General features: G+C 63.5%; 29 protein-coding genes. 19 read left to right on the forward strand and 10 right to left on the reverse strand.

Annotation, left to right across the window (positions count from 1 at the left end):
- The first annotated feature begins 23 nt into the window (after nt 1-23).
- The 7 genes from LOY69_RS06950 (at nt 24) to LOY69_RS06980 (ending at nt 6,306) form a co-directional block, all read left to right on the forward strand.
- Nucleotides 24-800, forward strand: a complete 777-nt coding sequence (locus LOY69_RS06950) for a 2OG-Fe(II) oxygenase (RefSeq protein WP_115581770.1) — start codon at nt 24-26, stop codon at nt 798-800.
- Nucleotides 801-804: 4 nt separating this feature from the next.
- The gene (locus LOY69_RS06955; protein WP_047302332.1) at nt 805-1,554 is read left to right on the forward strand and encodes a tRNA-dependent cyclodipeptide synthase; all 750 of its coding nucleotides are present in this window, start codon (nt 805-807) and stop codon (nt 1,552-1,554) included.
- Between the two features lie 130 nt (nt 1,555-1,684).
- On the forward strand, nt 1,685-3,118 hold the full coding sequence (locus LOY69_RS06960; RefSeq protein ID WP_265074306.1) for an MFS transporter: 1,434 nt from the start codon (nt 1,685-1,687) through the stop codon (nt 3,116-3,118).
- Between the two features lie 13 nt (nt 3,119-3,131).
- Nucleotides 3,132-4,463, forward strand: coding sequence for an LLM class flavin-dependent oxidoreductase (locus tag LOY69_RS06965; RefSeq protein WP_265074877.1), 1,332 nt, complete (start codon nt 3,132-3,134; stop codon nt 4,461-4,463).
- A 63-nt stretch (nt 4,464-4,526) separates the two neighbouring features.
- The gene (locus LOY69_RS06970; RefSeq protein ID WP_102878679.1) at nt 4,527-4,865 is read left to right on the forward strand and encodes a YegP family protein; all 339 of its coding nucleotides are present in this window, start codon (nt 4,527-4,529) and stop codon (nt 4,863-4,865) included.
- A gap of 263 nt (nt 4,866-5,128) precedes the next feature.
- The gene (locus LOY69_RS06975; RefSeq protein ID WP_265074307.1) at nt 5,129-5,773 is read left to right on the forward strand and encodes a hypothetical protein; all 645 of its coding nucleotides are present in this window, start codon (nt 5,129-5,131) and stop codon (nt 5,771-5,773) included.
- Nucleotides 5,773-6,306, forward strand: a complete 534-nt coding sequence (locus tag LOY69_RS06980; RefSeq protein ID WP_110595045.1) for a hypothetical protein — start codon at nt 5,773-5,775, stop codon at nt 6,304-6,306. Before LOY69_RS06975 ends, LOY69_RS06980 begins: the two co-directional genes overlap by 1 nt.
- A gap of 69 nt (nt 6,307-6,375) precedes the next feature.
- On the opposite strand, the gene LOY69_RS06985 is transcribed toward LOY69_RS06980, so the two are convergent.
- Both LOY69_RS06985 and LOY69_RS06990 read right to left on the reverse strand, forming a co-directional pair.
- Nucleotides 6,376-7,263, reverse strand: a complete 888-nt coding sequence (locus LOY69_RS06985) for a dihydrodipicolinate synthase family protein (RefSeq protein WP_265074308.1) — start codon at nt 7,261-7,263, stop codon at nt 6,376-6,378.
- 32 nt (nt 7,264-7,295) lie between these two features.
- Nucleotides 7,296-8,078 carry an aldolase gene (locus LOY69_RS06990; RefSeq protein WP_102878683.1) on the reverse strand — a complete coding sequence of 261 codons (783 nt, stop codon included), beginning with the start codon at nt 8,076-8,078 and terminating at the stop codon, nt 7,296-7,298.
- Between the two features lie 161 nt (nt 8,079-8,239).
- Between LOY69_RS06990 and LOY69_RS06995 the strand changes: the two genes are divergently transcribed.
- A complete protein-coding gene (locus LOY69_RS06995) occupies nt 8,240-8,782 on the forward strand; it encodes a helix-turn-helix domain-containing protein (RefSeq protein WP_110651880.1) in 543 nt (180 codons plus the stop codon).
- A 325-nt stretch (nt 8,783-9,107) separates the two neighbouring features.
- On the opposite strand, the gene LOY69_RS07000 is transcribed toward LOY69_RS06995, so the two are convergent.
- Entirely contained in the window at nt 9,108-10,127 is a 1,020-nt protein-coding gene (locus LOY69_RS07000; RefSeq protein WP_265074878.1) for a DUF4917 family protein, read from the reverse strand.
- A gap of 157 nt (nt 10,128-10,284) precedes the next feature.
- On the opposite strand from LOY69_RS07000, the gene yiaY reads away from it, so the two are divergent.
- A complete protein-coding gene (yiaY, locus tag LOY69_RS07005; RefSeq protein WP_102878685.1) occupies nt 10,285-11,433 on the forward strand; it encodes an L-threonine dehydrogenase in 1,149 nt (382 codons plus the stop codon).
- 51 nt (nt 11,434-11,484) lie between these two features.
- Here the strand turns inward: yiaY and LOY69_RS07010 are convergent, their stop codons facing one another.
- Both LOY69_RS07010 and LOY69_RS07015 read right to left on the reverse strand, forming a co-directional pair.
- Nucleotides 11,485-11,769 carry a type II toxin-antitoxin system RelE/ParE family toxin gene (locus LOY69_RS07010; RefSeq protein WP_110595048.1) on the reverse strand — a complete coding sequence of 95 codons (285 nt, stop codon included), beginning with the start codon at nt 11,767-11,769 and terminating at the stop codon, nt 11,485-11,487.
- A complete protein-coding gene (locus tag LOY69_RS07015; protein ID WP_092320301.1) occupies nt 11,759-11,998 on the reverse strand; it encodes a CopG family ribbon-helix-helix protein in 240 nt (79 codons plus the stop codon). The genes LOY69_RS07010 and LOY69_RS07015 overlap by 11 nt, the downstream gene beginning before the upstream one ends.
- Before the next feature lie 200 nt (nt 11,999-12,198).
- Here LOY69_RS07015 and LOY69_RS07020 point away from each other — a divergent pair, with 200 nt between their 5' ends.
- From LOY69_RS07020 to LOY69_RS07055, 8 genes are all read left to right on the forward strand, one after another.
- Nucleotides 12,199-12,936: a hypothetical protein gene (locus LOY69_RS07020; RefSeq protein ID WP_253083877.1), complete on the forward strand. Its 738-nt coding sequence runs from the start codon at nt 12,199-12,201 to the stop codon at nt 12,934-12,936.
- Between the two features lie 10 nt (nt 12,937-12,946).
- Nucleotides 12,947-13,678 (forward strand): hypothetical protein, encoded by a 732-nt coding sequence (locus LOY69_RS07025; protein WP_253163034.1) that lies wholly within the window; start codon nt 12,947-12,949, stop codon nt 13,676-13,678.
- Nucleotides 13,679-13,681: 3 nt separating this feature from the next.
- Nucleotides 13,682-14,098 (forward strand): fosfomycin resistance glutathione transferase, encoded by a 417-nt coding sequence (fos, locus tag LOY69_RS07030; RefSeq protein ID WP_265074309.1) that lies wholly within the window; start codon nt 13,682-13,684, stop codon nt 14,096-14,098.
- A gap of 126 nt (nt 14,099-14,224) precedes the next feature.
- Complete coding sequence (locus LOY69_RS07035) at nt 14,225-14,863, forward strand: LysE family translocator (protein WP_102878689.1); 639 nt, start codon at nt 14,225-14,227, stop codon at nt 14,861-14,863.
- Nucleotides 14,864-14,971: 108 nt separating this feature from the next.
- Nucleotides 14,972-16,321 carry a GGDEF domain-containing protein gene (locus LOY69_RS07040; protein ID WP_102878690.1) on the forward strand — a complete coding sequence of 450 codons (1,350 nt, stop codon included), beginning with the start codon at nt 14,972-14,974 and terminating at the stop codon, nt 16,319-16,321.
- Between the two features lie 157 nt (nt 16,322-16,478).
- Nucleotides 16,479-17,003: a DUF4142 domain-containing protein gene (locus LOY69_RS07045; protein WP_265074310.1), complete on the forward strand. Its 525-nt coding sequence runs from the start codon at nt 16,479-16,481 to the stop codon at nt 17,001-17,003.
- Between the two features lie 250 nt (nt 17,004-17,253).
- Entirely contained in the window at nt 17,254-18,339 is a 1,086-nt protein-coding gene (locus tag LOY69_RS07050; protein WP_102861564.1) for a type I restriction endonuclease, read from the forward strand.
- Nucleotides 18,340-18,546: 207 nt separating this feature from the next.
- On the forward strand, nt 18,547-19,320 hold the full coding sequence (locus tag LOY69_RS07055; protein WP_265074311.1) for a GNAT family N-acetyltransferase: 774 nt from the start codon (nt 18,547-18,549) through the stop codon (nt 19,318-19,320).
- Nucleotides 19,321-19,327: 7 nt separating this feature from the next.
- Here the strand turns inward: LOY69_RS07055 and LOY69_RS07060 are convergent, their stop codons facing one another.
- From LOY69_RS07060 to LOY69_RS07080, 5 genes are all read right to left on the reverse strand, one after another.
- Nucleotides 19,328-20,104, reverse strand: a complete 777-nt coding sequence (locus LOY69_RS07060) for an AraC family transcriptional regulator (protein ID WP_102861566.1) — start codon at nt 20,102-20,104, stop codon at nt 19,328-19,330.
- Between the two features lie 113 nt (nt 20,105-20,217).
- A complete protein-coding gene (locus LOY69_RS07065; RefSeq protein WP_265074312.1) occupies nt 20,218-21,486 on the reverse strand; it encodes an FAD/NAD(P)-binding oxidoreductase in 1,269 nt (422 codons plus the stop codon).
- A complete protein-coding gene (locus LOY69_RS07070; protein WP_110595240.1) occupies nt 21,483-21,716 on the reverse strand; it encodes a (2Fe-2S)-binding protein in 234 nt (77 codons plus the stop codon). Before LOY69_RS07070 ends, LOY69_RS07065 begins: the two co-directional genes overlap by 4 nt.
- The gene (locus tag LOY69_RS07075; RefSeq protein ID WP_265074313.1) at nt 21,713-22,834 is read right to left on the reverse strand and encodes an NAD(P)/FAD-dependent oxidoreductase; all 1,122 of its coding nucleotides are present in this window, start codon (nt 22,832-22,834) and stop codon (nt 21,713-21,715) included. The genes LOY69_RS07070 and LOY69_RS07075 overlap by 4 nt, the downstream gene beginning before the upstream one ends.
- Nucleotides 22,831-23,763, reverse strand: coding sequence for a 4-hydroxyproline epimerase (locus LOY69_RS07080; protein ID WP_265074314.1), 933 nt, complete (start codon nt 23,761-23,763; stop codon nt 22,831-22,833). The genes LOY69_RS07075 and LOY69_RS07080 overlap by 4 nt, the downstream gene beginning before the upstream one ends.
- Nucleotides 23,764-24,027: 264 nt before the next feature.
- Here LOY69_RS07080 and LOY69_RS07085 point away from each other — a divergent pair, with 264 nt between their 5' ends.
- Both LOY69_RS07085 and LOY69_RS07090 read left to right on the forward strand, forming a co-directional pair.
- Complete coding sequence (locus LOY69_RS07085; RefSeq protein ID WP_102878696.1) at nt 24,028-24,948, forward strand: dihydrodipicolinate synthase family protein; 921 nt, start codon at nt 24,028-24,030, stop codon at nt 24,946-24,948.
- Between the two features lie 143 nt (nt 24,949-25,091).
- Entirely contained in the window at nt 25,092-26,663 is a 1,572-nt protein-coding gene (locus LOY69_RS07090; RefSeq protein ID WP_102878697.1) for an APC family permease, read from the forward strand.
- Nucleotides 26,664-26,693: the final 30 nt, after the last annotated feature.

Here is a 26,693-nt window from a genome sequence, read left to right on the forward strand (position 1 = left end):
TCCAGGGAATTAAGGGAGCTTGCATGTTCACAGTCACTACGGCCGACAAACTTGAAGCGCGGCATATCCTCGATGTCGTTGAAAAACGCTCTTATGGCGTCCAACTCAAAGGTTTCTGTCCGCCGGACACCTTGCAGGTGGCGCGGGATCATCTGTACCAGCAGGAGCTGCGCAGCGCTTTTAGCCAGCAGCAGGAGTTCGTCCGCGTCGGCAAGGCCTACATCGAGATTCAGGACGAGCAGAGCCGGGCCGAATACCACGCCCTGGCCCTGCCCAACATCCGCAAGATCCGCAACCTGTTCCGGCCCCTGGCCTCGCCCATCGACGAGCTGCGCCTTTTGCTCGACGAGGTTTGGCCCCAGGGCGCGCACCTGCTGCAGGTGGACGGGCAGAAGTGCTTTGTCGGCATCGCCCGCTTCCAGGGTTCGGGGGTCGATCTCACGCCCCACACCGACAAGCTCGAACGCAACGCGCCGGAGGGCCACAGCCCGCCACTGCTGACCCAACTGTCCACCAACATTTACCTGGAAATCCCCGAGGACGGCGGAGAGCTGGAGATCTGGGGCATCGAGCCGGACGAGGAGGAGTACAACCGCCTCAAGGGCGAGCGGGCCTACGGCATCGAGCGCCACCTGCTGCCGCCGCCGGACTTCGTGGTCAAGCCCGAGCCCGGCGACCTGATCCTGCTCAATCCGCGGCTGATCCACGCGGTACGCCCCTCGGCCAGCAGCACCCGGGTCACCCTCGGGGTCTTTATCGGTTACTACGGCGAACACCAGCCTTTGGCCTACTGGAGCTGAACTCATGAGCAAGGTGCAGGAAATCAATCTCAAGGCCTACTTCAACAAGGGCGGCGAGGAGCACGAATTTGATGGCAAGCGCGTGGTCCTGGCGGTCAGCGTCGGCCAGGAATACCACGAGGACCAGAAGCTGCGGTCCACCATTCACCTGATCAACCAGTCCGGCTTCAGCCACGTCAAGGTGGTGGTGGCCGACACCCTGCAACGCCACAACAAGCACGGCAAATCCCCCGGCGAGGCGCTGTCGGCGTCGATCCGCGACGGCGATGCCTGGCTGGCGCGCAACCAGAGCATCCTCGATGGCCTGCGGGTGCCGTACCACATCACCCGCTGGAACCAGGAACTGGCCAGCGACCGCTATGCTGAACTGCGCCAGCAACTGGACCAGATCTATCAGCAGCGCGAGGAATTGCGCCAGGCCATCGACAGCACCATCAGCGTGTTCACCGAGCGTCTGCGCCTGCGGGATGAACAGGCGGACATCGAACGGGCGGCGGCCCAGTGCCGGGAATACATCCTGGAAGAGATCCCCATCATCCTGCCGCTGTGGGCCGACGAGGGTTACCACTACGTGCTCTACCCGCAGCAGATGACCACCGCCATGGCCACCAGTCGCGAGCTGTTGATCGAACCCCACAGCCCGGATCGGGTGCGCTGGCTGCCACTGAAGTTCAAGAAGCGCGGGATTCCGATTCCGTTCACCTTGCCCGGCGCCATCCACCCTAACTGGACCAGCGGCGCCATCGCCATCTGACCCACCGCGATCAATGTAGGAGCTGGCTTGCCAGCGAAAGCGCCCTGGCCTGCGATGCAGGACTCAAGGGCCTGTTCGCCGGCAAGCGGGCGCCTACAGAGCGATTTTTTTTGACTGACAAGGAGTTTCCATGAGCGTTTTTGCGCAACAGCAACGCAAGTGGTGGGCATTGCTCGGTGTGAGCATCGCCAGTTTTCTCGGCTGTGTGGATTTCACCATCGTCAACACCGCGCTACCGGCGCTGCAGGCCGATCTCGGGGCCTCGGTGGACAGCCTGCAGTGGGTGATCAACGGCTTCATCCTGACGCTGTCGAGTTTCATGGTGCTGGTGGGGCGCCTGGCCGACCTGCATGGACGCAAGCGGGTGCTGTTCATCGGCTTGAGCGTGTTCGGCCTGGCGTCCCTGGCGGCCGGACTGGCGACGCAGATCGACACCCTGATCGGCGCGCGGGTGATCCAGGGGCTGGCCTGCGCGGTGCTCTACACCGCCTCCGGGGCGATTGTCTCCAGCACCTTCGACAGCGCCGAACAGGGCAAGGCCTTTGGCGTGCTGTTCGGGGTCAACGGCGTGGGGCTGGCTGTCGGGCCGGTGCTGGGCGGGCTGATCACCAGTGGTTTTGGCTGGCAGTGGATCTTCCTGATCAACGTGCCTTTCGTGCTGCTGAGTCTGGGCATCTGCAGTTTCAGCGTGAAGGAATCGCGCTCGGCCGAGGCCGGTGCGCGGCTGGATGGCTGGGGCGCCTTGCTGCTGCTGATCGGCTTGCCGAGCCTGGTGCTGGTGATCGTCCAGGGCGGAGCCTGGGGCTGGGGTTCACGCCTGACCTTGAGCCTGATCGCCTTGGCGCTGCTGGCTCTGGTGGCCTTCCTGGCGGTGGAGAAACGGGTGGCGGCGCCGATCATCGATCTCAAGCTGTTCGCCAATCGGCGCTTTGTCGCCGGGGTCGCGGCAAGCTTCGGCCTGGCGCTGTTCTACTGCGTGGCGTTTTTTGTCATGCCGTTGTATCTGGCGCAGATCCGTGGCGAGTCGGTGCAGGCCAGCGGCTTGCTGTTACTGCCCACCACCTTGGGGGTGGCGTTGCTGTCGCCGCTGGTGGGACGGCTGGTGGACCGCAAGGGCCCGGCGCTCTTGATCAAGACTGGGTTGCTGCTGTTCGTGCTGTCGGCGCTGTTGCAGGCCGGGTTCGATCGGCAGACGTCGCTGGCTTATCTGCTGGGGGCCTTCGTCATCATGGGCCTGGGTTGGGCCAGCATTCTCGGGCCGTCGACGGTGCTGGGGATTTCCTCGGTGCCCCAGGAAGTGGGCTCGGTGGCCATGGGTTCGCTGATGACCCTGCACAACGTCGGCGGTGGCGTAGGGCTGGCGGTGGGGGTGGGCTTGTTTCACTACTTTTCCGCGACGCCGCTGGACGATGCCCAGGGCGCCTTTCTCAACGGTTATCGCGGGGTGATGCTGTTCTTGGCATTGGCGACGCTGCTGGTCTGGACTGCGGTGAGCCTGTTGCTGCGCGCCGCGCCGCTGCCGGTGGCGGCTGCTGCGGCCGAGGAGGGCGCCAGCCGTGGCTGAGCGCGGCGGGCAGATGGGGCTGGGGGCCTTTCTCTCCGGCTCCGGCGCCCACGGCGGCAGTTGGCGCCATCCCCGGGCGGATGCCGATGCCTCGTTGAATTTCCAGCGCTACCGACACTATGCCCAGACCCTGGAGCGGGGCTGTTTCGACGCACTGTTTCTCAACGACAACGTGGCCGTGGGGGATCTCGATCCGCGGGTGCTGGCTCGCAGTTCCCACAGCCTGCGCTGGGACCCGCTGACCCTGCTGCCGGCCCTGGCGGTGGTGACCCGGCACATCGGCCTGATCGCCACCGCCAGCACCACCTACAACGAGCCCTACAACCTGGCACGCAAGTTCGCGTACCTGGACCACCTGAGTGAGGGGCGTGCCGGTTGGAACCTGGTGACGGGGCTGATCGGCGGGGAGAACTTCAATCGCCCCGAGCCCCCCAGCCATGCCGAACGTTATGCCCGGGCCGAGGAGTTTTTCGCGGTGGTCAGCGGCCTGTGGGACAGCTGGGCCGATGACGCCTTCCCCCGGGACAAGGCCAGCGGCCAGTGGTTGCAGCCGCACAGGATGCACCTGCTGGAGCACCGTGGCCGGCACTTCCAGGTGCAGGGACCGTTGAATGCGCCGCGTCCGCTGCAGGGCTGGCCGGTGATCGCCCAGGCCGGGTCTTCGGGCCCGGGCTGTGAGCTGGCGGCCCGCTGTGCCGAGCTGGTGTTCACCGCCCAGACCGACCTGCAACAGGCCAAGGATTTCTACGTCGGGCTCAAGGAACGACTTCCCCATTACGGTCGCCATGCCCAGCAGTTGAAGATCTTCCCGGGGATTGCGCCCACGGTTGGCCGGACCCTCAACGAGGCCGAGGAGAAGTATCAGCAGTTGCAGGAGCTGCAGGACCCGGAGGCCCAGCTCAGGGCGCTGTCCTACTTGCTGGATCTGGGCATCGATCTGTCGACACTGCCCCTGGATGCCCCAGTGCCGCTGTTGGCGGACGCGGCGCCCACCGAGCGCCACAAGAGCCGCCGGCAACTGGTGGTGGATCTGGTCCGCCGGGAGCGGCCGACCCTGGCGCAGCTGCTGCGCAGCCTGTCCGCCAGCGGACACAAGGTACTGGTGGGGACGCCAGGGCAGATCGTTGATGAACTGGCGACCTGGTACGAGGAGTACGCCGCCGATGGCTTCAATGTGCTGTTTACCCATTTGCCGGGAGCCATCGAGGATTTCGTGCAATTGATCACCCCGCAGCTGCAACGCCGGGGCCTGTTTCGCCAGCGCTACACGGGACACACCCTGCGCGAACACCTGGGGCTTGCGCGAGTGGAAAACCGATTTTTCAGTCATCGGGGCAATGGCTGAATCGCGCAAAGAGTCTTTACTTTCAAGGCGCAACGCCCATCAATCAACGCAAGGAACAACAGCATGTCCGGATGGTATGAGTTGAAGAAAAGCAGCAACGGTCAATTTCGTTTCGTGCTCAAGGCGGCCAACGCCGAGACCATTCTCACCAGCGAGCAATACACCACTCGCGCGGCCGCGGAGAACGGTATTGCCTCGGTGCAGGCCAACAGTCCCCTGGAGGAGCGCTACGAGCGCAAGAGCACCAAGGACGGCCAGCCCTATTTCACGCTGAAGGCGGCCAATCACCAGATCATCGGCAGCAGTGAAGCCTATTCATCGGAAGCGGCCCGGGACAAGGGCATCGCCAGCGTCAAGGCCAACGGTCCGAGCCACAACATCAAGGACCTGACAGCCGTTTGAACCCGGTTCGGTAATGCCTGAGGCCGCTCGGCCTGATCAGGGGCAAGGCCGCACGGCTGCGCCGCCATTTGCCCAGCTGAAGCTTGTCGCCCGTGATGGCGGCAAGCTTTGGTTCGAGCCCCTGGCGGACGCCAGCCGATTGGCGACTGAATTATGGCGAAATGATATTACTTGCTTTATCCTCCGCGCCCGTCACCGGGCGCTCGGCATGCCAGGCACCTTGGGTGACGTAATCGATCATTGTCCAAGGGATCTGCGACCTCATGATTCGCCCTTTCGTATTACTCGCTGCGCTGCTGGCGCTAAGCGGTTGCTACAGCCTGCCTTCCACGAAAATCGCCGAGAGCATGCGCCCCGATTCGCAGTCGGGGGTGGCCTATGTGGTGGGCGTGGTGGGCATTTGGCCGAAGGCGGTGCACACCGCCAACGAACAGATGCTGCTGATTCGCCCACGAGGCGGTGAGGGATTCGCCTCGGCACGCTTGTACAACCAGATCTACGGCCGCACGCCACGGGATGTGCGCGAGACCTGGCACGGCATCGGCAGCCTGTTCGTGATGCCGCTCAAACCCGGGCGCTACGAGATCTACAACCTGCACTTCGACCGCGGTAACGCCACCGCCTGGAGCCGCGAAGACTTCTCCATTCCCTTGGAACTGGAAGCCGGCAAGGCCTATTACGTCGGTGATTTCCGCGCCGGCTGCCTGTCGGCGGCAGGGGCCAAGTGCGTGTTTCTGCACAGTGACCACCTGGAGCGCGACGCCGCCCTGGTACGCGCCAAGTACCCGCAGGTGCCGAGCCTGCAGCGGGTCGATCTAGAGAAGATGGAAGACGTCACGTCGTTGATCGTCAAGGAGCAGGGGCCCAAGGCGTCGATGCTCAAGGCCATGCTGTCGGGGGATCTGTAATGAGCAGTCGGTTGTGGTTGTTGCTGGTGCTGATGCTGGGACTTGGCGGTTGCCAGACCAGCCATAGTCTCAAGCCGGCCGAGGTGGATTACCAGCAGCGGTTGCCGGCGATCAGCGTCAGTGTGATGGGAGCCATCCCCGCCGGCCTGATCCGTGACAACCTGCGTCGTCGCGGCACCTTCGAGCAGGTGCAGTCGGGGTTCAGTGTCGATGGCTACAACGTGATCGTAATGGCCAACAGTGATTACTTTGGCTGGCAGAACATTCCCATGGGGCTGCTCAGTGCGATGACCTTGTTTATCGTGCCGGGCCGGGCCACCTGGGACAGCCAGGTGATGTTCCATGTCAGCCGTGGTGACCAGCCGCTGGCCAAGTATCGGGTCAGCAATCAGACCCGCTCCTGGCGCGGCTGGGCCAATCCCGATGGTGGCCAATACCAGCATGTGCAGCGCATCACCGACGACTTCATCGCGCAGATGTTGCAGGACCCGCAGTTCAAGGCCCAGGCCCCAGTGGTGCAGAACAGTCACTGAGCCACGCGTGAACGCGGCCCATGCCAAAGCCCGGACGGTGACAGCCGCCCGGGCTTTTTTGTCAGGGCTTCAACTCAGGGTCTGCAGCAGCGTCTGCAACTGTTGGCGTGCGCCCTCGTTCAGGGCAAACACCGGCCGGCGTGGCTCGCCGGCGTTCAGTCCGGCCAGTTCCAGCCCGGCCTTGACCGTGGCCGGCAAGCCGCCCTTGAGGATGAAGTCCAGCAGCGGCAGCTGGCGGTAGAACAGCTCCCGGGCTCGTTGCAGGTCATGCTCCAGCACGGCCTGGTACAGATCGAGATTGAGCTGGGGGATCAGGTTCGCCGCCGCTGTGCACCAGCCGCGGGCACCGGCAGCGAAGGCTTCCAGGGCCAGGGGGTTGCAGCCGTTGTAGAACGGCACCTGGCCTTCGCCCAGCAGGTGCAGCTTGTGCATGCGCTGGATGTCGCCGGTGCTTTCCTTGACCAGGGTGACGTTCTCCACGGTGTGGAAAATCTTCAGGATCAGCTCCACCGACATGTCGGTGCCGCTGGTGGCCGGGTTGTTGTAGAGCATGATCGGCACGCCGATGCTGGCGCCGATGGCCTGGTAGTGGGTGAGGATCTCGGCTTCGCTGAGTTTCCAGTAGGAGGTGGGCAGCACCATCACCACGTCGGCGCCCTGGGCTTCGGCAAAGCGCGCGCGGCGGATGGCTTTGGCGGTGGTCAGGTCGGAGACGCTGACGATGGTCGGCACGCGCTTGGCGACGTGGCGGATGCTGAACTCGGCGACCTGGTCCCATTCCGCATCGCTGAGGTAGGCGCCTTCGCCGGTGCTGCCCAGGGGCGCGATGGCGTGGACACCGGCGTCGATCATGCGGTCGATGGAACGCCCGAGGGCGTCCAGGTCCAGGCCTTCGCCATGGGCGCCGAAAGGGGTAACGGTGTAGCCGATGATGCCGTGGATATCGGGTGTGGACATGGTGCAACTCCTAGCAAGGCATAAGGGGTGGATCAGTTCAGGCAGTCGGCGTGTTTTTTCAGGTTCTGCCGCGCGTAGTAGTTGAAGGCGGCGCCGTGGCGCTTGGGCTTGGAAATCCAATCGTGGGCTTCACGACCCAGCTCCGGGAGGATCGGCTTGATGGTGCCGGCCGCCATGGCCAGCAGTTGCAGCTTGGCTGCGCGCTCGATCAGTTGGGCGATGACGCAGGCTTCCTCGATGCTGGCCCCGGTGGACAGCTGACCGTGGTGGGAAAGCAGGATCGCGCGTTTGTCGCCCAGGGCCGCGGAGATGATTTCGCCTTCTTCGTTGCCCACCGGCACCCCGGGCCAGGCTTCGAGAAAGGCACAGTCCTCGTACAGCGGGCAGAGGTCCATGTGCGATACCTCCAGCGGCACTTCCAGCATCGACAGCGCGGCAACGTGAGTCGGGTGGGTGTGGATGATGCAGTTCACGTCCGGCCGGGCGCGGTACACCCAGCTGTGGAAGCGGTTGGCCGGGTTGGGCATGCCGTGGCCTTCGAGGACTTCCAGGTCTTCGTTGACCAGCAGCAGGTTGCTGGCGCTGATTTCATCGAAACCCAGGCCCAGTTGCTGGGTGTAGTAGGTGCCGGGCTGCGGACCGCGGGCGGTGATCTGCCCGGCGAGGCCCGAGTCGTGACCGTTCTCGAACAGAATGCGGCAGGTCAGGGCCAGCTTTTGCCGGTCGGTCCACGTATTATCCGCCAGGGTGTTTTGCATCTGGGTCAGGGCTTGCTTGATCAGTTGGTCCTTGGGCAGTGCTAATGTCTTGGCCATGTCGGGGTCCTTGGTGAGGCTGCAATGGACGTCGGGTCTGCACTTCACCTGTTACTTGCAAGGTCGTTGGGTGAATGCTGATGACACTAAAGAGGCTATATGACACTTTGTGTCATTGGCAAGCGCCAATCGTTGTTTTCTAGATGGATTAATCGCTCCACATGTCTATCCGTTTGAAATTACTGAGAAAAAAACTTGGCGTGACCCTGGAGGCCCTGGCCGAAAAATCCGGGATGACCAAGAGCTACCTGTCGAAAGTCGAGCGCGGGTTGAACACCCCGTCGATCGCCGCCGCCTTGAAGCTGGCCAAGGCGTTGAACGTCAAGGTCGAGGAGCTGTTCGCCGAGGACAGCATCAGCCTGGACAGCTACAGCCTGGTGCGCAGCGATGAGCGCCAGTCATTGGCAGCCAACGACCAGACGCCGGGATATGCGGTGCTGGCCCATCAGGTCAGCGAGCGCAACCTGCTGCCGTTCATCATCTACCCGGCCAAAGAGTTCAGTGACAAGACCTTCAAGGAACACCTGGGGGAGGAGTTCCTGTTTGTCCATGAAGGCCAGGTGGAAGTGGACTTCATGACCGAGCGGGTGATTCTCAACCGTGGCGACGCGCTGCACTTCAATGCCCAGAAGCCCCATCGCATCCGCTCCCTGGGCGACGAGCAGGCGCAGCTGCTAGTGGTGGTACACAGCAACGAAGAATGAGCCCTGTAGCCGCTGCCGCAGGCTGCGAACGGGCCGCAGGCCCGCGGCGATCCCGAGGACGCCCTAGCCCCTGCGGTGCTTATCGCAGGCTACGCCAGCGGCTACACAAAGCCTGGCGTGTCCCCATCTGTAGCCGCTGCCGCAGGCTGCGAACGGGCCGCAGGCCCGCAACGATCCCAAGGACGCCCTAGCCCCTGCGGTGCTTATCGCAGGCTGCGCCAGCAGCTACACAACGCCTGGCGTGTCCCCATCTGTAGCCGCTGCCGAAGGCTGCGAGCGGGCCGCAGGCCCGCAGCGATCCCAAGGACGCCCGCGCCCGGCGCAATCAGCGTTCCACGGGCACCGACAGGGCCGGGTTGCCCAGGGCGTGGGTCTTGGAATCGAAGAAGCGCAGGTTCAACTCCAACCCTTCGAACAGCTTGGCGTAGTGGCGCTTCTGGTGCTGGATGAACGCCGTGCTGCGCGGGTAGATGGAGATCGCCAGGGTCGTGACGGCCGACTGGCGGATCGCCTGCACCAGGTGCTGGTCCTGGGGCCCCAGGTTGTGGCCGAAGATGCACAGGGCGCCGCTGTGGTCCAGCAGTTGCTGGTAGCAGAACGACAGGTAGTCCGAGCTGCGGATGGTCTTGAGCTTGTCCGCCAGGGGCCCTTCGCTGACGAACAGCGGCACGTCATCCAGGGTCTTGAGGGTGTTGTTGATGGCGAAGCTGCCCAGCAGGGTGCCTTCGGTGGAACTCAGCTTGCGCGCGCTGCCGTCCAGGTTGCGCACCAGGTGCAGGCCGCCGTGGAGGTAGAGCAAGCGAGTAGCGGCGCTGGAGGTGGTGCCCAGTGCGAAGGCCGGATCGGCGCCGTGAAACAGGTCATCGATGCCTTGGTTGTCGTGCTGCACCGCCCAGTAGTTGAGCAGGTCGTAGTTGCTGGTGAACACCGTGGGATAGCGTCGCAGTTCCTGGTTGATCGCCGCCAGGCTTTGCGGCTGTACCAGGCGCCAGGGGATGTGTACCGCATGCACGGTGTTGATCAGGGCTTCCTTGATGGCGTAGTAGCGGTTGCGCGGCGCCGCCGAGCTGACCGCCAGGGCCTTGTTGACCCGGCTGGTGGTTTTCAACGCGCCCAGTACCTGTTCGAAGCTGCGGGTCTGCAGGGCTTCGAAGACGCTGAGCTCGGACTGGCTCAGGGGCTTTTCTTCCACTGTGCGAGCGTTTTCGAACAGCGAGTCGTAGGCAAAGTCTTCCCAGACGGCACGGCTGGCACCGTTGCCGATCAGCAGGCCATTGAACGGTGTGCTCGTGCCCAGGGCGTTCCAGTCTTCAAGTTCGGCGTCAAATTCCTGGAAATCCGTCATCGCGGTCATTGGTCTCAAGGCAGAAGGTCATCAGGGCGCCGACTTTATCACGACCGACCCTTGAGCCAGATCAAGATCGCCCGTGACCGATGAGTCGATCCTGTCGGGCAGACATGAATCGACACCCCGCATTGGGCATTCGCCTGGAGACTTCCTCATGAGCAGCACCTTCTTCATCCCAGCCGTCAACATCATGGGCATCAATTGCCTGGACGAGGCCATGAGCGCCATTCGCAATTATGGGTTTCGCAAGGCGCTGATCGTCACTGACGTCGGCCTGGCCAAGGCCGGGGTGGCGGGCATGATCGCCGAGAAGTTGGCCATGCAGGACATCGATTCGGTGATCTTCGATGGCGCCAAGCCCAATCCGAGCATCGCCAACGTCGAGCAAGGGCTGGCGCAGTTGCAGCAGTCGCAGTGTGATTTCGTCATCTCCCTGGGCGGCGGCTCGCCCCATGACTGCGCCAAGGGTATTGCCCTGTGTGCAACCAACGGCGGACACATTGGCGACTACGAAGGGGTCGACCAGTCGAGCAAGCCACAACTGCCGTTGATTGCCATCAACACCACCGCTGGCACCGCCAGCGAGATGACCCGCTTCTGCATCATCACCGACGAGTCGCGCCACGTGAAAATGGCCATCGTCGACCGCAACGTCACGCCACTGCTGTCGGTCAACGATCCGGCGCTGATGGTGGCGATGCCCAAGGGGTTGACCGCCGCCACCGGCATGGACGCCCTGACCCACGCGGTGGAGGCCTATGTGTCCACCGCCGCCAACCCGATCACCGATGCCTGTGCGCTCAAAGCCATCAGCATGATCAGCGCGAACTTGCGCCAGGCGGTGCACGACGGCAGCGATTTGCTGGCCCGGGAGAACATGGCGTATGCGCAGTTCCTCGCCGGCATGGCCTTCAACAACGCTTCCCTGGGCTTCGTGCATGCCATGGCTCACCAGTTGGGTGGCTTCTATGACCTGCCCCATGGCGTGTGCAACGCGGTGCTGTTGCCCCATGTGCAGAGCTTCAACGCCAGCGTCTGTGCCGAGCGCCTGACCGATGTGGCCCACGCCCTGGGGGCGGATATTCGAGGCTTCAGTCCGGAGGAGGGGGCCCAGGCGGCAATCGCGGCGATTCGCGCTTTGGCTCGGGACGTGGAAATCCCCGCCGGTTTGCGGGAACTGGGCGCCAAGTTGCAGGACATTCCACTGCTGGCGGCCAATGCCCTGAAAGACGCCTGCGGCCTGACCAACCCGCGTCCGGCGGAGCAACGGCAGATCGAAGAGATTTTCCGTAGCGCGTTTTGAGGAACGGGTAGGTCCATTTCGCTGGCAAGCCAGCTCCTACAAGTGAAGCGTTCACCAACGTGCCGGGGGCTGACGGCGGGTATGGAAAATTCGCAGAATCTGTAGCCGGTCCCCGCGCACCCGGTAGGGAATCAGGTAAGGCCAGCCCGGCACTACCCATTCCCGGGTGCCGGGCAGGCGGCCTTCGCGGCCACTTGAGGGGAACCGGGCCAGTTGCTCGATACTGATCAACAGCGCCCTGACAAATTCCCCGGCGGCCCGGGGATCGTCCTGGGCGATATGACGGGCCTCAGCGTCCAGGTTGTTCAGGGCGCTGCGTAGCCATTCAATGCGCATTGTCGGTCCACTTGCCGGCGATGGCCGCCACTTCTTCGGCACTGGCGAAGTCACCTGCGTCGGCCTCGTTCAGGGCCTTCTGGATTTCCTCGATTTGCCAGGCTTCCCGCGCCAGGTATTCACGCAGGGCGTCCACGGCGAGAAACGACTTGCTGCGTCCGGTGGCTTTTGCCAGCAGGGCCAGAGTTTCAGCAAGTTCATCGGGCAAGCGCAGGGACATGATGGACATGGCAGTCTCGTTGTAGTGGTGTGTAATACAACATATTACCTCGTCATACCCTAGCCCAGGTCCGGCCATTCGTCAGGCCTGCAGTTGTTACAAGGCAAGGTCACTCCCACGCGCGTGCTCCCAGCGTTGAAAGCGTCGACGGGGCAGAGGATAGTGCGACCTGAAATCGCGCTGTATCCGCCTGTCACAAGGAGTCGTGAATGTTCCGTCGCTCTTCTTTGATCCCGCTTCTGGGCAGCCTGGCGCTGCTGGCCGGCACCACATCCGTCGCGGCCCAGTGCCTGCCGCCGCCACGCAACGCCGAGGTTCCGGGCTTTTCCCTGTGCAAGGACTGGCCGGCCTTTGACGACCAGAGCATCAGCCTGCTGTCGGAACAGGTCCCGGACCCCAGCGACACCGGCAACGGTGACGGCACCTACAACCTGCAACTGGCGGTGCTGGACCGCAACAGCGGCAAGCCCCTGGCCAGTTACAGGCAGCCTGTGGCTTTCGTCTCCGACGCCTTCCGCCTGGAAAGCGTGAAGCTCGACACCGGGCGCTTCCAACTGGCGCCACAAGTGCGGGCCTTCGGGGTTCGGGCCGGGTTCGAGGGCTCGTCCCGGGTCAACCCTTTCAATCAGATCTGGCTCAGCCTGTATGTGCGCGAAGGCAGCACCCTGCGCCCGGTGCTGGAGAAGTTCCTGGCCCATTCCTACAACGGAGAATGGGATGGCCAGTGCGCCGGCGAGGGCACTGAAACCACGCGTACCCTGGAGATCGCCAAGACCCGCAGCCATGGTTATGCCGACCTGATCGTGCGTTCGGTCAGCGTCAGTACCCGGAGCGAAAAAGTCGGGGAGGAGTGCCAGTCCAAGTCCGTGACCGCCAAGCCGGTGCTCATCACTCTGCATTACGACGGCCAGCGTTATGTGCTGCCCAATGGCTACAGCGGTATCTGAGGGAGTTTTGATGAAGTGGCTTGAATCATGCGGCCTGGGCCTGGCCCTTTGTGCCGGGTTGGGGGGTGTCACGGCGGCGCAGGCGGGGTGCGACAACACGACGGGTGTTCCCGGAGAGTTCTATGTCTGCAAGCCCTGGCCCGCGGAGCCGGAGCTGAGCATCAGTGCCCGGGCGACGCCCATGCCCGGGAGCCAGACTGGCGACGTCAGCAGCTACAGCCTGGACGTATCGCTGCAGGACATCGACTCCGGTTGGACCCTGGCCAGCAACTACAAGGATTCTGCTCTGTTCTCCGATGCCGTGGCCCTGCAGGGGCTGCAGATCGACACCGGGCGCTACCGTTTGAATAAAGAGCAGCGAGCCTTTGGCCTGCGGGTTCTCTATCACCACAGCTCCAGTGCCATGCCCTACGAGAAAAGCGTGCTGACCCTGTATCGACGTGAAGACAAGGAAGTCCTGCCGCTGCTGGAAGGATTGGTGATGGATGAGAGCCACGGCGAGTTTGGCTGGGGCAGTGAGTGCGAGGGCCGCTCCCGGACCCTGCACCGGACCCTGGAAGTCGGCAGTGGCCAGCGCAACGGTTACGCCGATCTGATCGTGCGTACCCGTGAAGTCAGCACCAAGCATTTCAAGGGCAGCGACGGCTGTGAAAGCCGTGATCTGCCGCCCAGGAACACGGTGGCGACCCTGCATTATGACGGCCAGCGCTATGCACTGAGCAAAGCCCTGAAAGGACAGTAATCGATGCTCACCGGCCTCAATCACCTGACCCTGGCGGTCAGCGACTTGCCCCGCAGCCTGGCCTTCTATCACTCGCTGTTGCAACTGCGTCTGGAGGCCACCTGGGATACGGGAGCCTACCTGTCACTGCCGGGACTGTGGCTGTGCCTGTCCCTGGACCCGCAACGGCAGGCACCGGCAGTTGCCGATTACACCCATTACGCCTTTGGCGTCGGCGCTGCAGATTTTGCAGCGCTGGTCCCGCGCCTGCGTGAGGCGCGAGTGCCGGAGTGGCGCGACAACCGCAGCGAGGGCGCGTCGTTTTATTTTCTCGATCCCGATGGGCATCGACTGGAGGTTCATGTCGGTGACTTGGCTTCGCGATTACGGGCCTGTCGCGAACATCCTTACGCAGGAATGCGCTTTTACCCCGCCGACTGAGGCGCCGCTACCGGGAAGCAGCTGACGAAAGCCGCTGGTGGCAAGGTGCCTTGATCGTGCAGAATCCGCCAGATTCGTTCTGTGCCTGGCGTTGCCGTGAGGTGCATCCGTTCTGGAGTCTTGCTGATGACCTCATCGCTGTTGCTGGCTGTTATCGCCTCGGGTTTCATTTACGCGATCACCCCCGGGCCCGGGGTCCTGGCGGTCTTCGGTATTGGCGCTTCCCGTGGTCGACAGGCTGGCGCAGGGTTTCTCTGCGGGCACTTGCTGGGGGATGTGGTCTGGTGCAGTACGGCACTGATCGCCATTGTCGGCGCCCGGGAAATCGGCAGCGACGCCTTCAACATTCTCGGGGTGCTCAGCGGTCTGTACCTGTTCTGGCTGGGGCTGCGGGCGATCCGCAGTCGTGGTGGCAATGGCGATGAGCCTCAGGGAGCAGCGCGCAATCCGTTCTGGCACGGGATCATCTTCGGCCTGACCAACCCCAAGGCTTATCCGGTGGCGGTGGCGACGTTCACCGCCCTGCTGTCCAGTCGTGCGGAGCTGCTCAGCTGGTCCATGCTTCCCGGCCTGATTGCCCTGAGCTTCCTGGGCGGCCTCGGCGCTTACGCTATTCTCATCGGCGTGGTGGGTGCGCGGCAGGTACGCAGTTGGTATCAGCGTCACGAGCTGGCGATCACCCGGGTCTGCGGGGTGATGTTCATCGGTTTCGCGATCAATGCCCTGCTGCATGCGGTGCCGGGGCTGATCGGCAACAAGGCATAACGCCGCTCGCGGAGTGCGAGGGTGGTGTTCAGCCGGTGTTCGTCACTGGCTGACCGGGCTCAAGGGATGGGTACTCAGTGCATTTTTCATGGGTAGTAGCTTTCTCTGATGGCAACCAAGAACTCCGCGCCTCTGGCGAGTTTCATCGATCTGCTTCTGGACGTCGTGTGCGCCGTAGATAGCCAGGGTCGTTTCGTATTTGTCAGTGCCGCCTGCGAGCGGGTCTTCGGCTACACCGCCGACGAGCTGATCGGCCGGCCGATGATCGAGCTGGTGCACCCGGCCGATCGTGAGCGCACCCTGCAGGCCGCCCGGGAAATCATGGGGGGCGTGCCCAAGCCCAATTTCGAGAACCGTTACCTGCGCAAGGACGGGCGGGTGGCGCACATCCTCTGGTCGGCGCGCTGGTCGGAAGTGGACCAGTTGCGCATCGCCGTGGCCCGGGACATTACCGAGCGCAAACAGGCCGAATCGAAACAGGCGGCGTTGTATGCCATTTCCGAAGCGGCCCACGCCACCGAGGACCTGCTGGTGCTGTTCAAGCATGTGCATCGGATCATCGGTGAGTGGCTGCCGGCGCTCAATTTCGTTCTGGCGCTGTACGACGAGCGCAGCGATAGCCTGAACTTTCCTTATCACGTCGATGACTGCGAAAGCAGCCCGGAACTGCCCGGGACCCTGATCGGGCGTTTCTGCGCGCAGGTGCTGCGGCACGGCCAGTCCTTGCTGCTGGCACCGGAGTGTCCGTTGAGCCGGGATTTGTGGAACCAGTTCGCCGTCGTTCAAGGTCCTCGCTGCTGGTTGGGCGTGCCACTGAATTCGCAGAAGGGCACCATCGGCGTGCTCATGGTCAAAAGTGCACCCGGTGCCCAGGGCTACGGGGAAGCAGAGCTGGAATTGCTGCAGTACGTCAGCGCCCAGCTCGCCGCGGCCATCGAACGGGCGCAATTGCATGCGCGCCTGCATTACATGGCTGAGTACGATCAACTGACTCACCTGCCTAACCGCGAGCTGCTGCGCGAGCGCTTGCGTTCAGCCCTGGCTCGGGCCCGGCGCGACTCGGGACGCATGGCCTTGCTGTATGTCGACCTGGACAAGTTCAAGGAGGTCAACGACACCTGCGGGCATGCTGTGGGCGACATGCTGCTGCAAGCGGTGGCCAATCGCCTCAAAGGCTGCGTACGGGAAACCGACACCGTGGCACGCATGGGCGGCGATGAGTTCGTGGTGCTGCTGGAGAGCGTGCAGCACAGCGACGATGCCCAGCATGTCGCCGAGAAGATTCGCCGCGCGCTCAACGAGCCGCTGCGCCTGGATGGCCATTCGCTGAACATCCTGCCGAGTATCGGCATTGGCCTGTACCCCGAACATGGCCTGGAAGAAAAGCAGCTGTTCAAGCACGCCGATGAGGCGATGTACGCGGTCAAGCGCGAGCGCAAAAGCCGCTCCAGCGCCTGAGGTCCTGGCCAGGGGCGAGGCTCTGCTTCCGGCCTGTACGACTCGCCATTCGTCGTTCCACCGGCGATTTTTCTAAACCTTTGCGGCTTCGGGTTTTCCCTATGCAGGCGGGTGCTGTGGCTCCCGCCGTACTGACTTGCAAGAGGAGACTCCCAGCATGAACCCCATGGCCACCATCCTCGGTCGTGCCGGCCTGGCCCTGTTGCTCGGCCTTGGCGCCAGCAACGCCCTGGCCCAGTCCCCCGCGGCCTTTATCGACGACGCCTCGGCCAAGGGCATGGCCGATATCGAAGCCAGCCGCCTGGCGCATCGGCACACCTCGTCCAGGGCGGTAAAGGAATACACCATTCAGGTGATCAACGATCGCACCACGGCCAACCAGCACTTGGCCAAAATCGCCAGGCAACTGGACCTGCCGGTGGCCCCCCGAGAGCAGGTCATGGACCAGGCCAAGCGCTTGATGCCGCAGCTACCCGAGGGGACGGATTTCGACCGCGCCTATGCCGCCAACCAGATCAAGGCCACTGAAGCGGCGATCCGACAGATCCAGCAACAGGCGCAAACCAGTAACGTGCCGCAACTCAAGGCCTTCGCCGAGGAAACCCTGCCCAAGCTGGAGAACCACCTGCAAATGGCCAAGGCCATCCAGGCCGGACGTCACACCGAGCGTATGGATGGTTGAGTGATGATCAGCCACTCCTGATCGTTGGAGGAGCGCAAAGCGGCTGTTCAGCGTTCCTCCCGAACCTCTGTCTGTTTATGAGAATTGCTGATGCATCGTTGATGTCGTCTGCGGTTTAGTGCTGCCCTTGACTGAAGTGCGCCTCACTTGATGTGGATGTCTGTCTAGGTGACGGTTTGTGTCTAGTATCTATTGGCGGTCAAAGTGCCAGCACGCTAACTCACGGATCGGTATCAGTCAGAGGTCGCTCATGGAATTTTTCGAAAAACTAACCAGTCTTGCTGCCAAGGTGCGTTTGCAAGGCGCAGCCATTCAAACTGAAGAGGCAACGAAGAACGCTTTCGTCATGCCCTTTATCAATACGGTTCTGGGTTATGACGTCTTCGATCCCATGGAGGTGACCCCTGAATTCGTCTGTGATGTTGGAACCAAGAAGGGCGAGAAGATCGATTACGCGATCATCAAGGATGGCGAGGTGCAGATACTCATCGAGTGCAAGAAAATCGGTGAGCCGCTGCACATCAATCATGCTTCTCAGTTGTTTCGTTATTTTCATGTCACCAGTGCGCGCATTTCCATTCTTACTAATGGTCAGGTCTACAAGTTCTTCACCGATCTGGATGCGCCGAACAAGATGGATGAAAAGCCCTTCCTTGAACTTGATCTGCTGGATATCGACGAATACTCCGTCCCTGAATTGATCAAGTTGACCAAGTCGGCGTTTGACGTTGAATCGGTTCTTAGTGCAGCGGGGGAGTTGAAGTACGTCAGCCAGATCAAGAAGGTCATTGCGTCTCAGGTGAGCAAACCCGACGACGACTTGGTGAAGGTTTTTGCGTCCCGGGTCTATGAAGGTGTGATCACCCAAAAAGTGCGGGAGCAGTTTTATGAATTGACCCGCAAGGCGCTCGGTCAGTTTCTCAATGACCAGATCAATGATCGTCTCAAGTCGGCAATGAGTGGCTCCAGCCAGGTGGTCATTAATCAGCACTCGGCACCTATCAACGATGTGCAGGAGACCACTGAGACGGACGGATCTGAGGAAAAGATCTTCACTACGCTGGAGGAGCTGGAGGCGTATCACATTGTGCGGGCGGTGGTGCGTTCAGTGGTTGATGCCAAGCGTATTGTCCAGCGCGATACCCAGAGCTACTTCGGTATTTTGCTCGACGATAACAATCGCAAGCCCATCTGCCGTTTGCATTTCAATCGAGCCCAGAAGTACATCGGCATTTTCGACCAGGACAAAGTCGAGACACGTCATCCGATCAGTTCCGTCGACGAAATCTACGAGTATGCGGATCACTTGAAGAAGACTGTGGGTTATTACGAATAGGCCGTCCGTGCGCTGAGAACTGCACTGTTGCAGCTCATGTGGCGGCGGAACTCGCCACATGAGCAAGGCGCTCCGCTTTTTGCTTACACCTCAGAACATCCCTTCGCACAATAAAACAGGATTGTGCTGGAGCCGCTGGGCCTGTGGGCTTAACGTGGCCCGGGTCAGGCGGCGCATGGCGCGTCGCGAGGCTCAAGGAGGTAGCAGATGGTGCAGGTGCCCAGCGCGTCGATCATCGATCTGTATCACCAGGCGGAAGACTATTTCTTCGTTTCCATCTCGCAGTTCCATCGGCGCTTCGGCGCCGATCTGAGTGCCTATTGCACCGGGCTTGAAGCCAGCAGCCTGAATCTGTTGATGATGAAGGACCGGCCTGGCGACAACAGCCAGCAACTGGCCGAGGGCGTGGCGTTCCTGCAGCGAACCGGCATGCCGTTCTGTGTGGTGATCCCTCAGGCGCAGGTGTCGCGGGTCAGTCTGCAGTTGCAACAGCAGCACCTGATGGCCGCGGACAAGACCACTTGCATGGTGCTGGATCTGGCGACCTACGAAGTGCAGGAGGGACTGGCGCCACTGGCGGATGTGCGTTGCACCGATGAGCATCTGGAGGATTGGGGGCTGCCGGTGCAGAGCGCGTTCGAGCCCGATGGCGGAGGCATTGAGCTGTACCTGGAACGGCACCGGGCGGCGTTGCTGGACGGCAGGGCCCTGCGCCATTTCACTTTGTATGTCGACCAGCGTCCGGTGAGTGCCCTGACGCTGTCCCTGGGGCCGGGGGTGGCGCGGCTGGATGATATCGGCACTTTGCGGGAGTGCCAGGGGCGGGGCTATGCCACGGCGCTGATCCACTCGGTGCTGCGCCTGATCCAGGCCCAGGGCGCGAAAATCTGTGTGCTCGAGGCCTCTCTCGACGGCCTGTCGATCTACCGCAAGGTCGGCTTCACGGGCTTGTTCGACTATTGCACCTTCTGCCAGGCGTAAGTCCTGGCTACGTCGTGGCGTTGAGCCGGAACTGCCGTGGGCTGAGTCCGGTCAGGGACTTGAACTGCCGGCTGAAGGCGCTGTGATCGGTGTAGCCGCATTGCAGCGCCACCTCGGTGATCGGCTCCTGGGTCAGCAGCAGCCGTGAGGCGTGCTCCAGGCGTGCCTTGTGGATCATCTGCCGGGGCGTGAGGTGGAAGATGCGCTTGCAGTAGCGTTCCAGCTGCGCCGTGGACAGGTTGGCGATGCGGGTCAGATCCTGCAGGCGGATGGCTTCGCTGTAGTGCTCGCGGATATGCCGGTCCACGGCCGCCAAACGCTCGTAGGCGGGATGGGTGTCACGGGCTGCCTGCAGGTCCAGGGAGATGCCGGCCATGCCGATGATCTGTCGGTCGTGTCCATACAGCGGCAGTTTGTGGGTCAGGCACCAGCCGGGTTCACGGCTGCCGTACAGGTGCAATTCCAGTTGGCCCTTGATGGTGATGCCCTGGCGCAGCACGCGCTGGTCCTGCTCGGTGTAGACCGGGCCGAGCACCGCCGGAAAGACTTCGGCGGAGGTCTTGCCGAGCAATGGCCGGATGTTCTTGAAGCCGCAGCGCTGGGCCAGGGTCAGGTTGGCGATCAGGTAGCGGGCCTGCAGGTCCTTGATGAAGAACACTGCGCTGGGAATGCAGTCCAGCAGGGGGGTGATCGGGGCCATGCTGGCCAGCAGGCTGTTGATGTCCCCGAGGGATTGGGCGGCGATGGCCCTGGGCAAGTGGTGGAGCTGTGCGCTATCGATCATCGTCGGCCTCTCTCTAGGGGGCTTGGGGGATGGATCTGTGTCGATAAAGCCAGGGGGTACAAAAGGGCTGTGCAAGCTGACCGGGTGTTCCCGGCCAGGGTGGGTTCAGGGGCTCAGTCTGCGGCGTCGTGGCAGGTCTCGTCGAGCATCAGGGTGGCGAGCCGGGCCGGCACCAGCGGCGTTCGCGGGGCGACTGTGGGCCAGTTGAACAGGCGCTGGGCGGCGCTGGCGCAGACCCGGCCCTGGCAGGCCCCCATGCCGCACCGGCTGTGCAACTTGGCGCTGGGCCAATCGGCTGCCGCCGCCACCGCAGCGTAGGGCACATCTTCGCAACGGCACAGCAGCGTCTCGGGTCGGGCCAGTTCGAGGATCTGCGGTTGCAGCTCGAAGTGACGCTGCAACTGCCTGGCAAAGGCCTGCCAGTGCTGGCGCTGGCGGATCAGGCCGGCGGCGCGGGCGCTCTGGCCGCTGGCGACGCAGCCGGCAATCTCGCCTTCGATCAGGGCCAGTTCGCTGCCACCGATGCCGGTGCATTCTCCGGCGGCAAGGACCTGGGGCAGGCTGCTGCGCTGCTGCTGGTCGACCGCAATGGCGCCGTGTTCCAGATGACAGCCCAGATGGCTGGCCAGACGGGTATTGGGCACCAGGCCGAAGCCGCAGGCCAGGTAGTCGCAGGGGATTTCCTCGCTGCGCCGGCCCTGGCGGATGCGTACTCCTTGCAGGTGCCGGTCCCCCAGGGCCTCCACCACATGGGCGTTGCAACGGTAGGCCGGGGTGGCCAGCTTCAGGGCCTGGGCCAGCTTGCTTGGCCAGCGCCACAGCTGGCCGGCGAAACCCAGCACGGAGGCTGCGGGGGCCTGTTCCAGCACCCGCACCACGCGGGCGCCAGCCTGGCGCGCGGTGGCGGCGCTGGCCAGCAGTAAGGGGCCGCTGCCGGCGATCACCAGGGTTTTTCCATTCACCTGCAGGCCATTCTTCAGCAGGGCCTGCAGGCCCCCGGCGCCGGTGACCCCGGGCAGGGTCCAGCCGGGAAAGGGCAGCAGCAACTCCTGGGCGCCGCAGCACAGGATCAGTTGTTCAAAGTCCACCTGCCAGGCCTGTTGCGCGTCCTCCAGCAACAGGCGTTGCGGGCCCAGGGCGGCGATGATGCGGGTGGCGCTGAGGTAGCGCAGCGCCGGGTGCTGCAGGATCTTGAAACGCTTGGTCTGGAGGGCGGTGGGCGGGTGCCCGGGGCCATTGCGCCAGATCTGTCCGCCGGGCCGCGGGTTGTCGTCGATCATCAGGATCGAGGTGGCGCTGTGGCTGGCGGCCTGGGCGGCGGCGAGCCCCGCCGGGCCGCTGCCGACTATGACGATCTGGCAGTGCAGGCGTTGGGCGCTCATTGGCTGCGCTCCACTTGCATGCCATCCCGGCACAGGGTCTGGCAGGCCAGTTGACGGCGACCGTCGATGGTCATCCGACATTCCTGGCAGATGCCCATGCCACAGAACGGCGCTCGTGGAGCACCGCTGCAGGCGGTGCGGGTATAGGGCACGCCGCTGTTGGCTACGGCAGCGGCCACCGTGAGGCCGGAGCGGACCTCCAGCGCTTGCTGATCCAGGTAGATGATCACGGGCATTCTCCAGTCAGGGCGGCGAAGCGTCCGGGCAGATAGGGGCGCGGGTCGATTGCCGGGCATTCGCAGAGCATCAGGTCCACCAGCAGCCGCGCGCTGCCGGGGGCGGTCGTCACGCCCAGGCCTTCATGCCCGACGGCCAACCACAGGCCCGGCTGTTGCGGGTGTTCACCCAGGATCGGCAGGCCGTCCGGGGTGGCGGCGCGAAAGCCGGTCCAGGCGCGGATGCCGTTGAGCGCTGCCAGCTCCGGCAGGTATTCCACTGCCCGTTGCAGCATGGGCGCCAGCACGGCCGGTTCGACTTGAGGGTTGAGGGTGTCGAATTGTCGGGACGAGCCGATCAGCAACTGGCCGGTCGGACGCGGCTGGACGTTGAAGGCCACCGAGGTGCCGTCACTGGCGTGGGCACTGGCGGCGTAGCCCAGTTCGACCAGTTGATGCTGGACCTGTTGTGGGTAGCGGTCGGTGATCAGCAGGTGGCCCTTCTTCGGCCGCAGGGGCAGGGCCGGCAGCAGTTCCCGGGCGGCGAAACCGTTGGCCAGCAGCACCCGGGGGGCGCGCAGGACCCGGCCGTCGTCCAGCTCCAGCTGATCGCCGGCCACCCTACGCACATGGCCGCACTGGCGCTGGATCAGTGGATGGCTGCTGAGCAGCCAGTGGGCGGTGGCCGGGGCGTAGAGAATGCCGTCTCCGGGGATCTTCAGGGCGCCGCCCAGGCCCGGGCGCAGCATCGGCTCCAGCGCCGCCAGCTGCGGGCCGTCGAGCAGTTGGCCGGTGACGCCGTGGTCTGCCAGGGCCTGCTGCTTGGCTCGCGCCAGGTCCATTTCCTCGCGGTCGGCGGCCAGCCACAGGGTGCCGCAGTTGCGATAGGCGCAGGCCTCGGGCAGACGTTCGCGCAACTGCTGCCACAGGCCGATGGAGTAATGACTCAGGGCCAGCTCCGCCGGGTTGTCGTCCATGGCCACCAGATGGCCCATGCCAGCCCCGGTGGCGCCGCCACGGGCGTCGTCCAGCACCTGCACCCGCAGGCCGCGGCCGGCCAGTTCATGGGCGCAGGCGGCACCGATGATGCCGGCGCCGACCACGATCACGTCGGCCTCGCCCTGGGCATTCACGAGCCGATGCCCCAGGCGAACGGGTCGCTGTCATCGAGCAGCAGGGTCGCTTCGGCGCTGATATGGGCGCTGCCACGCAGGGTGGGAATGATCCGCTCGCCGGCCTGCTCGTAGTGGGCGCTGAACTGGCTGCCGATGACGCTGGCCTGGCGCCAGGTCTGGCCCGGAGCGAGCTTGCCGTCCGCCGCCAGGCAGGCCAGCTTGGCGCTGGTGCCGGTGCCGCAGGGGGAGCGGTCGTAGGCCTTGCCGGGACAGAGCACGAAGTTGCGGCTGTCGGCCTGTGGGTCGTCGGCGAACAGTTCGATGTGGTCGATGACTTCGCCCTCGGCCCCGGTCACCCCGGCGGCTTCCAGGGCCTCGCGCACGCGCCAGGTGAATTGGGTCAGGGCTTCGACATTGTCCAGGGCAATGTCCTGGCCGTGATCGCTGATCAGGAAGAACCAGTTGCCGCCCCAGGCGATATCGCCATGCACCGTGCCGTGCCCCGGCACTTGCAGCGCCACCTGGGTGCGGTAGCGATAGGCGGGGACATTGCGCACGCTCACCGACAGATCGTCGTGCAAGGTGGCCTCCACCGTGCCCACCGGGGTTTCGATGCGGTGCACGCCGTAGTCGATGCGTCCCAGGTGGTACAGCGAACGCACCAGGCCGATGGTGCCGTGGCCGCACATGCCCAGGTAGCCGCTGTTGTTGAAAAAGATCACGCCGGCACAGGCATCCCCGGCCTGTGGCTCGCAGAGCAGGGCCCCGACCAGCACGTCGCTGCCCCGGGGCTCGAGGACGCAGGCGCGGCGCCAGTGATCGTGCTGGCTGCGCAGGGTCTGCAGGCGCTCGGCCATGGAGCCACGGCCCAGCTCGGGAAAGCCGTCGATCACCAGGCGAGTGGGTTCACCTGCGGTGTGTGAGTCGATCACGGTTATTTTTTTCATGGCGGCACCTGACGGGAAAGAGCTACAGAGTGGCCTTGGCGGGGGCGGCGTTGCTTGTGGGTTTTCGCTGTGGCGGATGACGAAATCAGCACAGTCTCGCGATGACCGCTGTGGCGCTGGAGCCGCAATGGGGTGAGGGGTGAGTGTGCCGATTTCGTCTCTTGCAGGGGCGAAAAGCCTCAAGCTGCAAGGGGGATAAAAGGCGACTCTGGTCTGGGTTTTCAACGTCAGTCGGCCCGACCGACCTCAAACAAGGACAAGACCATGAGCCGTAAAGCCATCCAATGGAGCGGTGTATTCCCCGCTGTGACCACTCAATTCAAAGCCGATTTCTCCCTCGACCTGCAGGCCACCCACAAGGTCATGCGCAACCTGGTGGACGACGGCGTATCCGGCCTGGTGGTGTGCGGCACCGTGGGGGAAAACACCTCCTTGAGCACCGCAGAAAAACTGTCGGTGATCGAAGTCGCCAAGGACGCCGCCGGCGGTCGGGTGCCGGTGATCGCCGGGGTGGCCGAATTCACCACCGAGTTCGCCCGCCATACGGTGCGCGAAGCGGCTCGGGTCGGGGTCGATGGGGTGATGGTGATGCCGGCCCTGGTGTACTCGGCCAAGCCTCATGAAACCGCGGCGCATTTTCGTGCGGTGGCCACCGGCACCGACCTGCCGGTGATGGTCTACAATAACCCGCCGATCTACAAGAATGACGTCACCCCTGAGGTGCTGATCGCCCTGCAGGACTGCGAGAACATCGTCTGCTTCAAGGATTCCTCCGGCGATACCCGGCGTTTCATCGACCTGCGCAACGCGGTCGGCGATCGCTTCGTGCTGTTCGCCGGTCTCGACGATGTGGTGGTCGAGAGCGTGGCGGTGGGGGCCGAGGGCTGGGTCTCGGGCATGTCCGTGGCCTTCCCCAAGGAGGGTGAGACCCTGTTCCGCCTGGCCAAGGAAAAACGCTTCGAGGAGGCCCTGGCCCTGTACCGCTGGTTCATGCCGCTGCTGCACCTGGACGCTCGTCCGGACCTGGTGCAGTGCATCAAGCTCTGTGAAGAACTGGTGGGCCGTGGCTCGTCCATCACCCGGCCGCCGCGTCTGGCGCTGCAGGGTGAAACCCTGGCCGAAGTCAAAGCCCTGGTCGCCAAGGCCCTGGCCACGCGCCCGAGCCTGCCGGACGTCGGCCTGTAGAAACGGGCCTGCAGGACTTGGTCGGGTGCCCTGGGTGGGGGCACCCGCTTCTGCAATACCCCATGTGCTGCAAGCGTCGAGCGGCTCCGCCGACGTGACATTCGACTTGCCTATTCCAATAACCTCAAAAAAGGCGCAGCTCCATGTCAGGCAAAGGCAAATTCAAGAAACAACTCTCTCTGGTGGACCTGACCTTTATCGGTCTGGGTGCGATCTTCGGTTCCGGCTGGCTGTTCGCGGCCAGCCACGTTTCGGCGATTGCCGGGCCGGCGGGGATCTTTTCCTGGCTGCTGGGCGGGTTCGCCGTGCTGCTGTTGGGCATCGTTTACTGCGAGCTGGGGGCCGCCCTGCCCCGGGCCGGTGGGGTGGTGCGCTACCCGGTGTTCTCCCATGGCCCGCTGCTGGGCTATTTGATGGGGTTCATCACCCTGATCGCCTTTTCCAGCCTGGTGGCGATTGAAGTGGTGGCGGCCCGGCAATACGCCGCGGCCTGGTTTCCGGCGTTGACCCACGAAGGCTCCAGCAACCCGACCATCATCGGCTGGCTGGTGCAGTTTGCCCTGTTGTGCCTGTTCTTCTGGCTCAACTACTACAGCGTCAAGACCTTCGCCAAATCCAACAACTTCATCAGCCTGTTCAAGTTCATCGTGCCGCTGCTGGTGATCGCGGTGCTGTTCACCTTCTTCAAGCCCGACAACTTCCATGTCCAGGGGTTTGCCCCGTTCGGCCTGTCGGGGATCGAGATGGCGGTCTCGGCGGGGGGCATCATCTTCGCCTACCTGGGGCTGACGCCGATTATCTCCGTGGCCAGTGAAGTGCGTAATCCGCAACGCACCATTCCCATCGCGCTGATTCTCTCGGTGCTGCTCTCGACCTTGATCTACGGCCTGTTGCAACTGGCCTTTCTGGGCAGCATTCCCACGGAAATGCTGGCCAACGGCTGGAGCGGCATCAGCAAGGAATTCTCTCTGCCGTACCGCGACATTGCTCTGACCCTCGGGGTCGGCTGGCTGGCCTATCTGGTGGTGGCCGACGCGGTGATCTCCCCCAGTGGCTGCGGCAACATCTACATGAACGCCACGCCGCGGGTGGTCTACGGCTGGGCCCGGACCGGGACCTTCTTCAAGGTTTTCACCCGCATCGATGAAGAGTCCGGCATCCCGCGTCCGGCGCTGTGGCTGACCTTCGGCCTGTCGGTGTTCTGGACCCTGCCGTTCCCCTCGTGGGAGGCGCTGATCAACGTGGTGTCAGCGGCCCTGGTGCTCAGTTATGCGGTGGCCCCCATCAGCGTCGCGGCGTTGCGCAAGAGTGCACCGCAACTGGCGCGGCCGTTTCGGGTCCGCGCCTTTGCAGTGCTGGGCCCGGTGTCGTTCGTGATCGCGGCACTGATTGTCTACTGGTCCGGCTGGGGCACGGTGTCCTGGCTGCTGGGGCTGCAGATCCTGATGTTCGTGATCTACCTGCTGTGCAAACGCCTGGTGCCCACCGACCACCTGAGCCTGGGCGAGCAGGTGCGCTCATCGCTGTGGCTGATCGCCTTCTATGGGCTGACCATTGTCATTTCCTACCTGGGTAGCTTCGGCGGCATCGGCGCCCTGACTCATCCCTACGACACCCTCACCGTCACCCTCATGGCCCTGTGCATCTACTACTGGGGCGCCAATACCGGAGTGCCCAGTGCCAAGCTGGTGCTGGACGGCGATGAGGTGGAATGACCATGACCACTTTCATGCAGACGAGGTTAT

The sequence above is a fragment of the Pseudomonas sp. B21-059 genome (assembly GCF_026016285.1).
Classification (GTDB): domain Bacteria; phylum Pseudomonadota; class Gammaproteobacteria; order Pseudomonadales; family Pseudomonadaceae; genus Aquipseudomonas; species Aquipseudomonas danubii.

What these genes read in the sequence shown, in the direction of transcription:
- LOY69_RS06950 (WP_115581770.1), top strand. Translation starts at nt 24, where the DNA reads ATGTTCACAGTCACTACGGCCGACAAACTTGAAGCGCGGCATATCCTC.
- LOY69_RS06955 (WP_047302332.1), top strand. Translation starts at nt 805, where the DNA reads ATGAGCAAGGTGCAGGAAATCAATCTCAAGGCCTACTTCAACAAGGGC.
- LOY69_RS06960 (WP_265074306.1), top strand. Translation starts at nt 1,685, where the DNA reads ATGAGCGTTTTTGCGCAACAGCAACGCAAGTGGTGGGCATTGCTCGGT.
- LOY69_RS06965 (WP_265074877.1), top strand. Translation starts at nt 3,132, where the DNA reads ATGGGGCTGGGGGCCTTTCTCTCCGGCTCCGGCGCCCACGGCGGCAGT.
- LOY69_RS06970 (WP_102878679.1), top strand. Translation starts at nt 4,527, where the DNA reads ATGTCCGGATGGTATGAGTTGAAGAAAAGCAGCAACGGTCAATTTCGT.
- LOY69_RS06975 (WP_265074307.1), top strand. Translation starts at nt 5,129, where the DNA reads ATGATTCGCCCTTTCGTATTACTCGCTGCGCTGCTGGCGCTAAGCGGT.
- LOY69_RS06980 (WP_110595045.1), top strand. Translation starts at nt 5,773, where the DNA reads ATGAGCAGTCGGTTGTGGTTGTTGCTGGTGCTGATGCTGGGACTTGGC.
- LOY69_RS06985 (WP_265074308.1), bottom strand. Translation starts at nt 7,263, where the DNA reads ATGTCCACACCCGATATCCACGGCATCATCGGCTACACCGTTACCCCT.
- LOY69_RS06990 (WP_102878683.1), bottom strand. Translation starts at nt 8,078, where the DNA reads ATGGCCAAGACATTAGCACTGCCCAAGGACCAACTGATCAAGCAAGCC.
- LOY69_RS06995 (WP_110651880.1), top strand. Translation starts at nt 8,240, where the DNA reads ATGTCTATCCGTTTGAAATTACTGAGAAAAAAACTTGGCGTGACCCTG.
- LOY69_RS07000 (WP_265074878.1), bottom strand. Translation starts at nt 10,127, where the DNA reads ATGACGGATTTCCAGGAATTTGACGCCGAACTTGAAGACTGGAACGCC.
- yiaY (WP_102878685.1), top strand. Translation starts at nt 10,285, where the DNA reads ATGAGCAGCACCTTCTTCATCCCAGCCGTCAACATCATGGGCATCAAT.
- LOY69_RS07010 (WP_110595048.1), bottom strand. Translation starts at nt 11,769, where the DNA reads ATGCGCATTGAATGGCTACGCAGCGCCCTGAACAACCTGGACGCTGAG.
- LOY69_RS07015 (WP_092320301.1), bottom strand. Translation starts at nt 11,998, where the DNA reads ATGTCCATCATGTCCCTGCGCTTGCCCGATGAACTTGCTGAAACTCTG.
- LOY69_RS07020 (WP_253083877.1), top strand. Translation starts at nt 12,199, where the DNA reads ATGTTCCGTCGCTCTTCTTTGATCCCGCTTCTGGGCAGCCTGGCGCTG.
- LOY69_RS07025 (WP_253163034.1), top strand. Translation starts at nt 12,947, where the DNA reads ATGAAGTGGCTTGAATCATGCGGCCTGGGCCTGGCCCTTTGTGCCGGG.
- fos (WP_265074309.1), top strand. Translation starts at nt 13,682, where the DNA reads ATGCTCACCGGCCTCAATCACCTGACCCTGGCGGTCAGCGACTTGCCC.
- LOY69_RS07035 (WP_102878689.1), top strand. Translation starts at nt 14,225, where the DNA reads ATGACCTCATCGCTGTTGCTGGCTGTTATCGCCTCGGGTTTCATTTAC.
- LOY69_RS07040 (WP_102878690.1), top strand. Translation starts at nt 14,972, where the DNA reads ATGGCAACCAAGAACTCCGCGCCTCTGGCGAGTTTCATCGATCTGCTT.
- LOY69_RS07045 (WP_265074310.1), top strand. Translation starts at nt 16,479, where the DNA reads ATGAACCCCATGGCCACCATCCTCGGTCGTGCCGGCCTGGCCCTGTTG.
- LOY69_RS07050 (WP_102861564.1), top strand. Translation starts at nt 17,254, where the DNA reads ATGGAATTTTTCGAAAAACTAACCAGTCTTGCTGCCAAGGTGCGTTTG.
- LOY69_RS07055 (WP_265074311.1), top strand. Translation starts at nt 18,547, where the DNA reads ATGGTGCAGGTGCCCAGCGCGTCGATCATCGATCTGTATCACCAGGCG.
- LOY69_RS07060 (WP_102861566.1), bottom strand. Translation starts at nt 20,104, where the DNA reads ATGATCGATAGCGCACAGCTCCACCACTTGCCCAGGGCCATCGCCGCC.
- LOY69_RS07065 (WP_265074312.1), bottom strand. Translation starts at nt 21,486, where the DNA reads ATGAGCGCCCAACGCCTGCACTGCCAGATCGTCATAGTCGGCAGCGGC.
- LOY69_RS07080 (WP_265074314.1), bottom strand. Translation starts at nt 23,763, where the DNA reads ATGAAAAAAATAACCGTGATCGACTCACACACCGCAGGTGAACCCACT.
- LOY69_RS07085 (WP_102878696.1), top strand. Translation starts at nt 24,028, where the DNA reads ATGAGCCGTAAAGCCATCCAATGGAGCGGTGTATTCCCCGCTGTGACC.
- LOY69_RS07090 (WP_102878697.1), top strand. Translation starts at nt 25,092, where the DNA reads ATGTCAGGCAAAGGCAAATTCAAGAAACAACTCTCTCTGGTGGACCTG.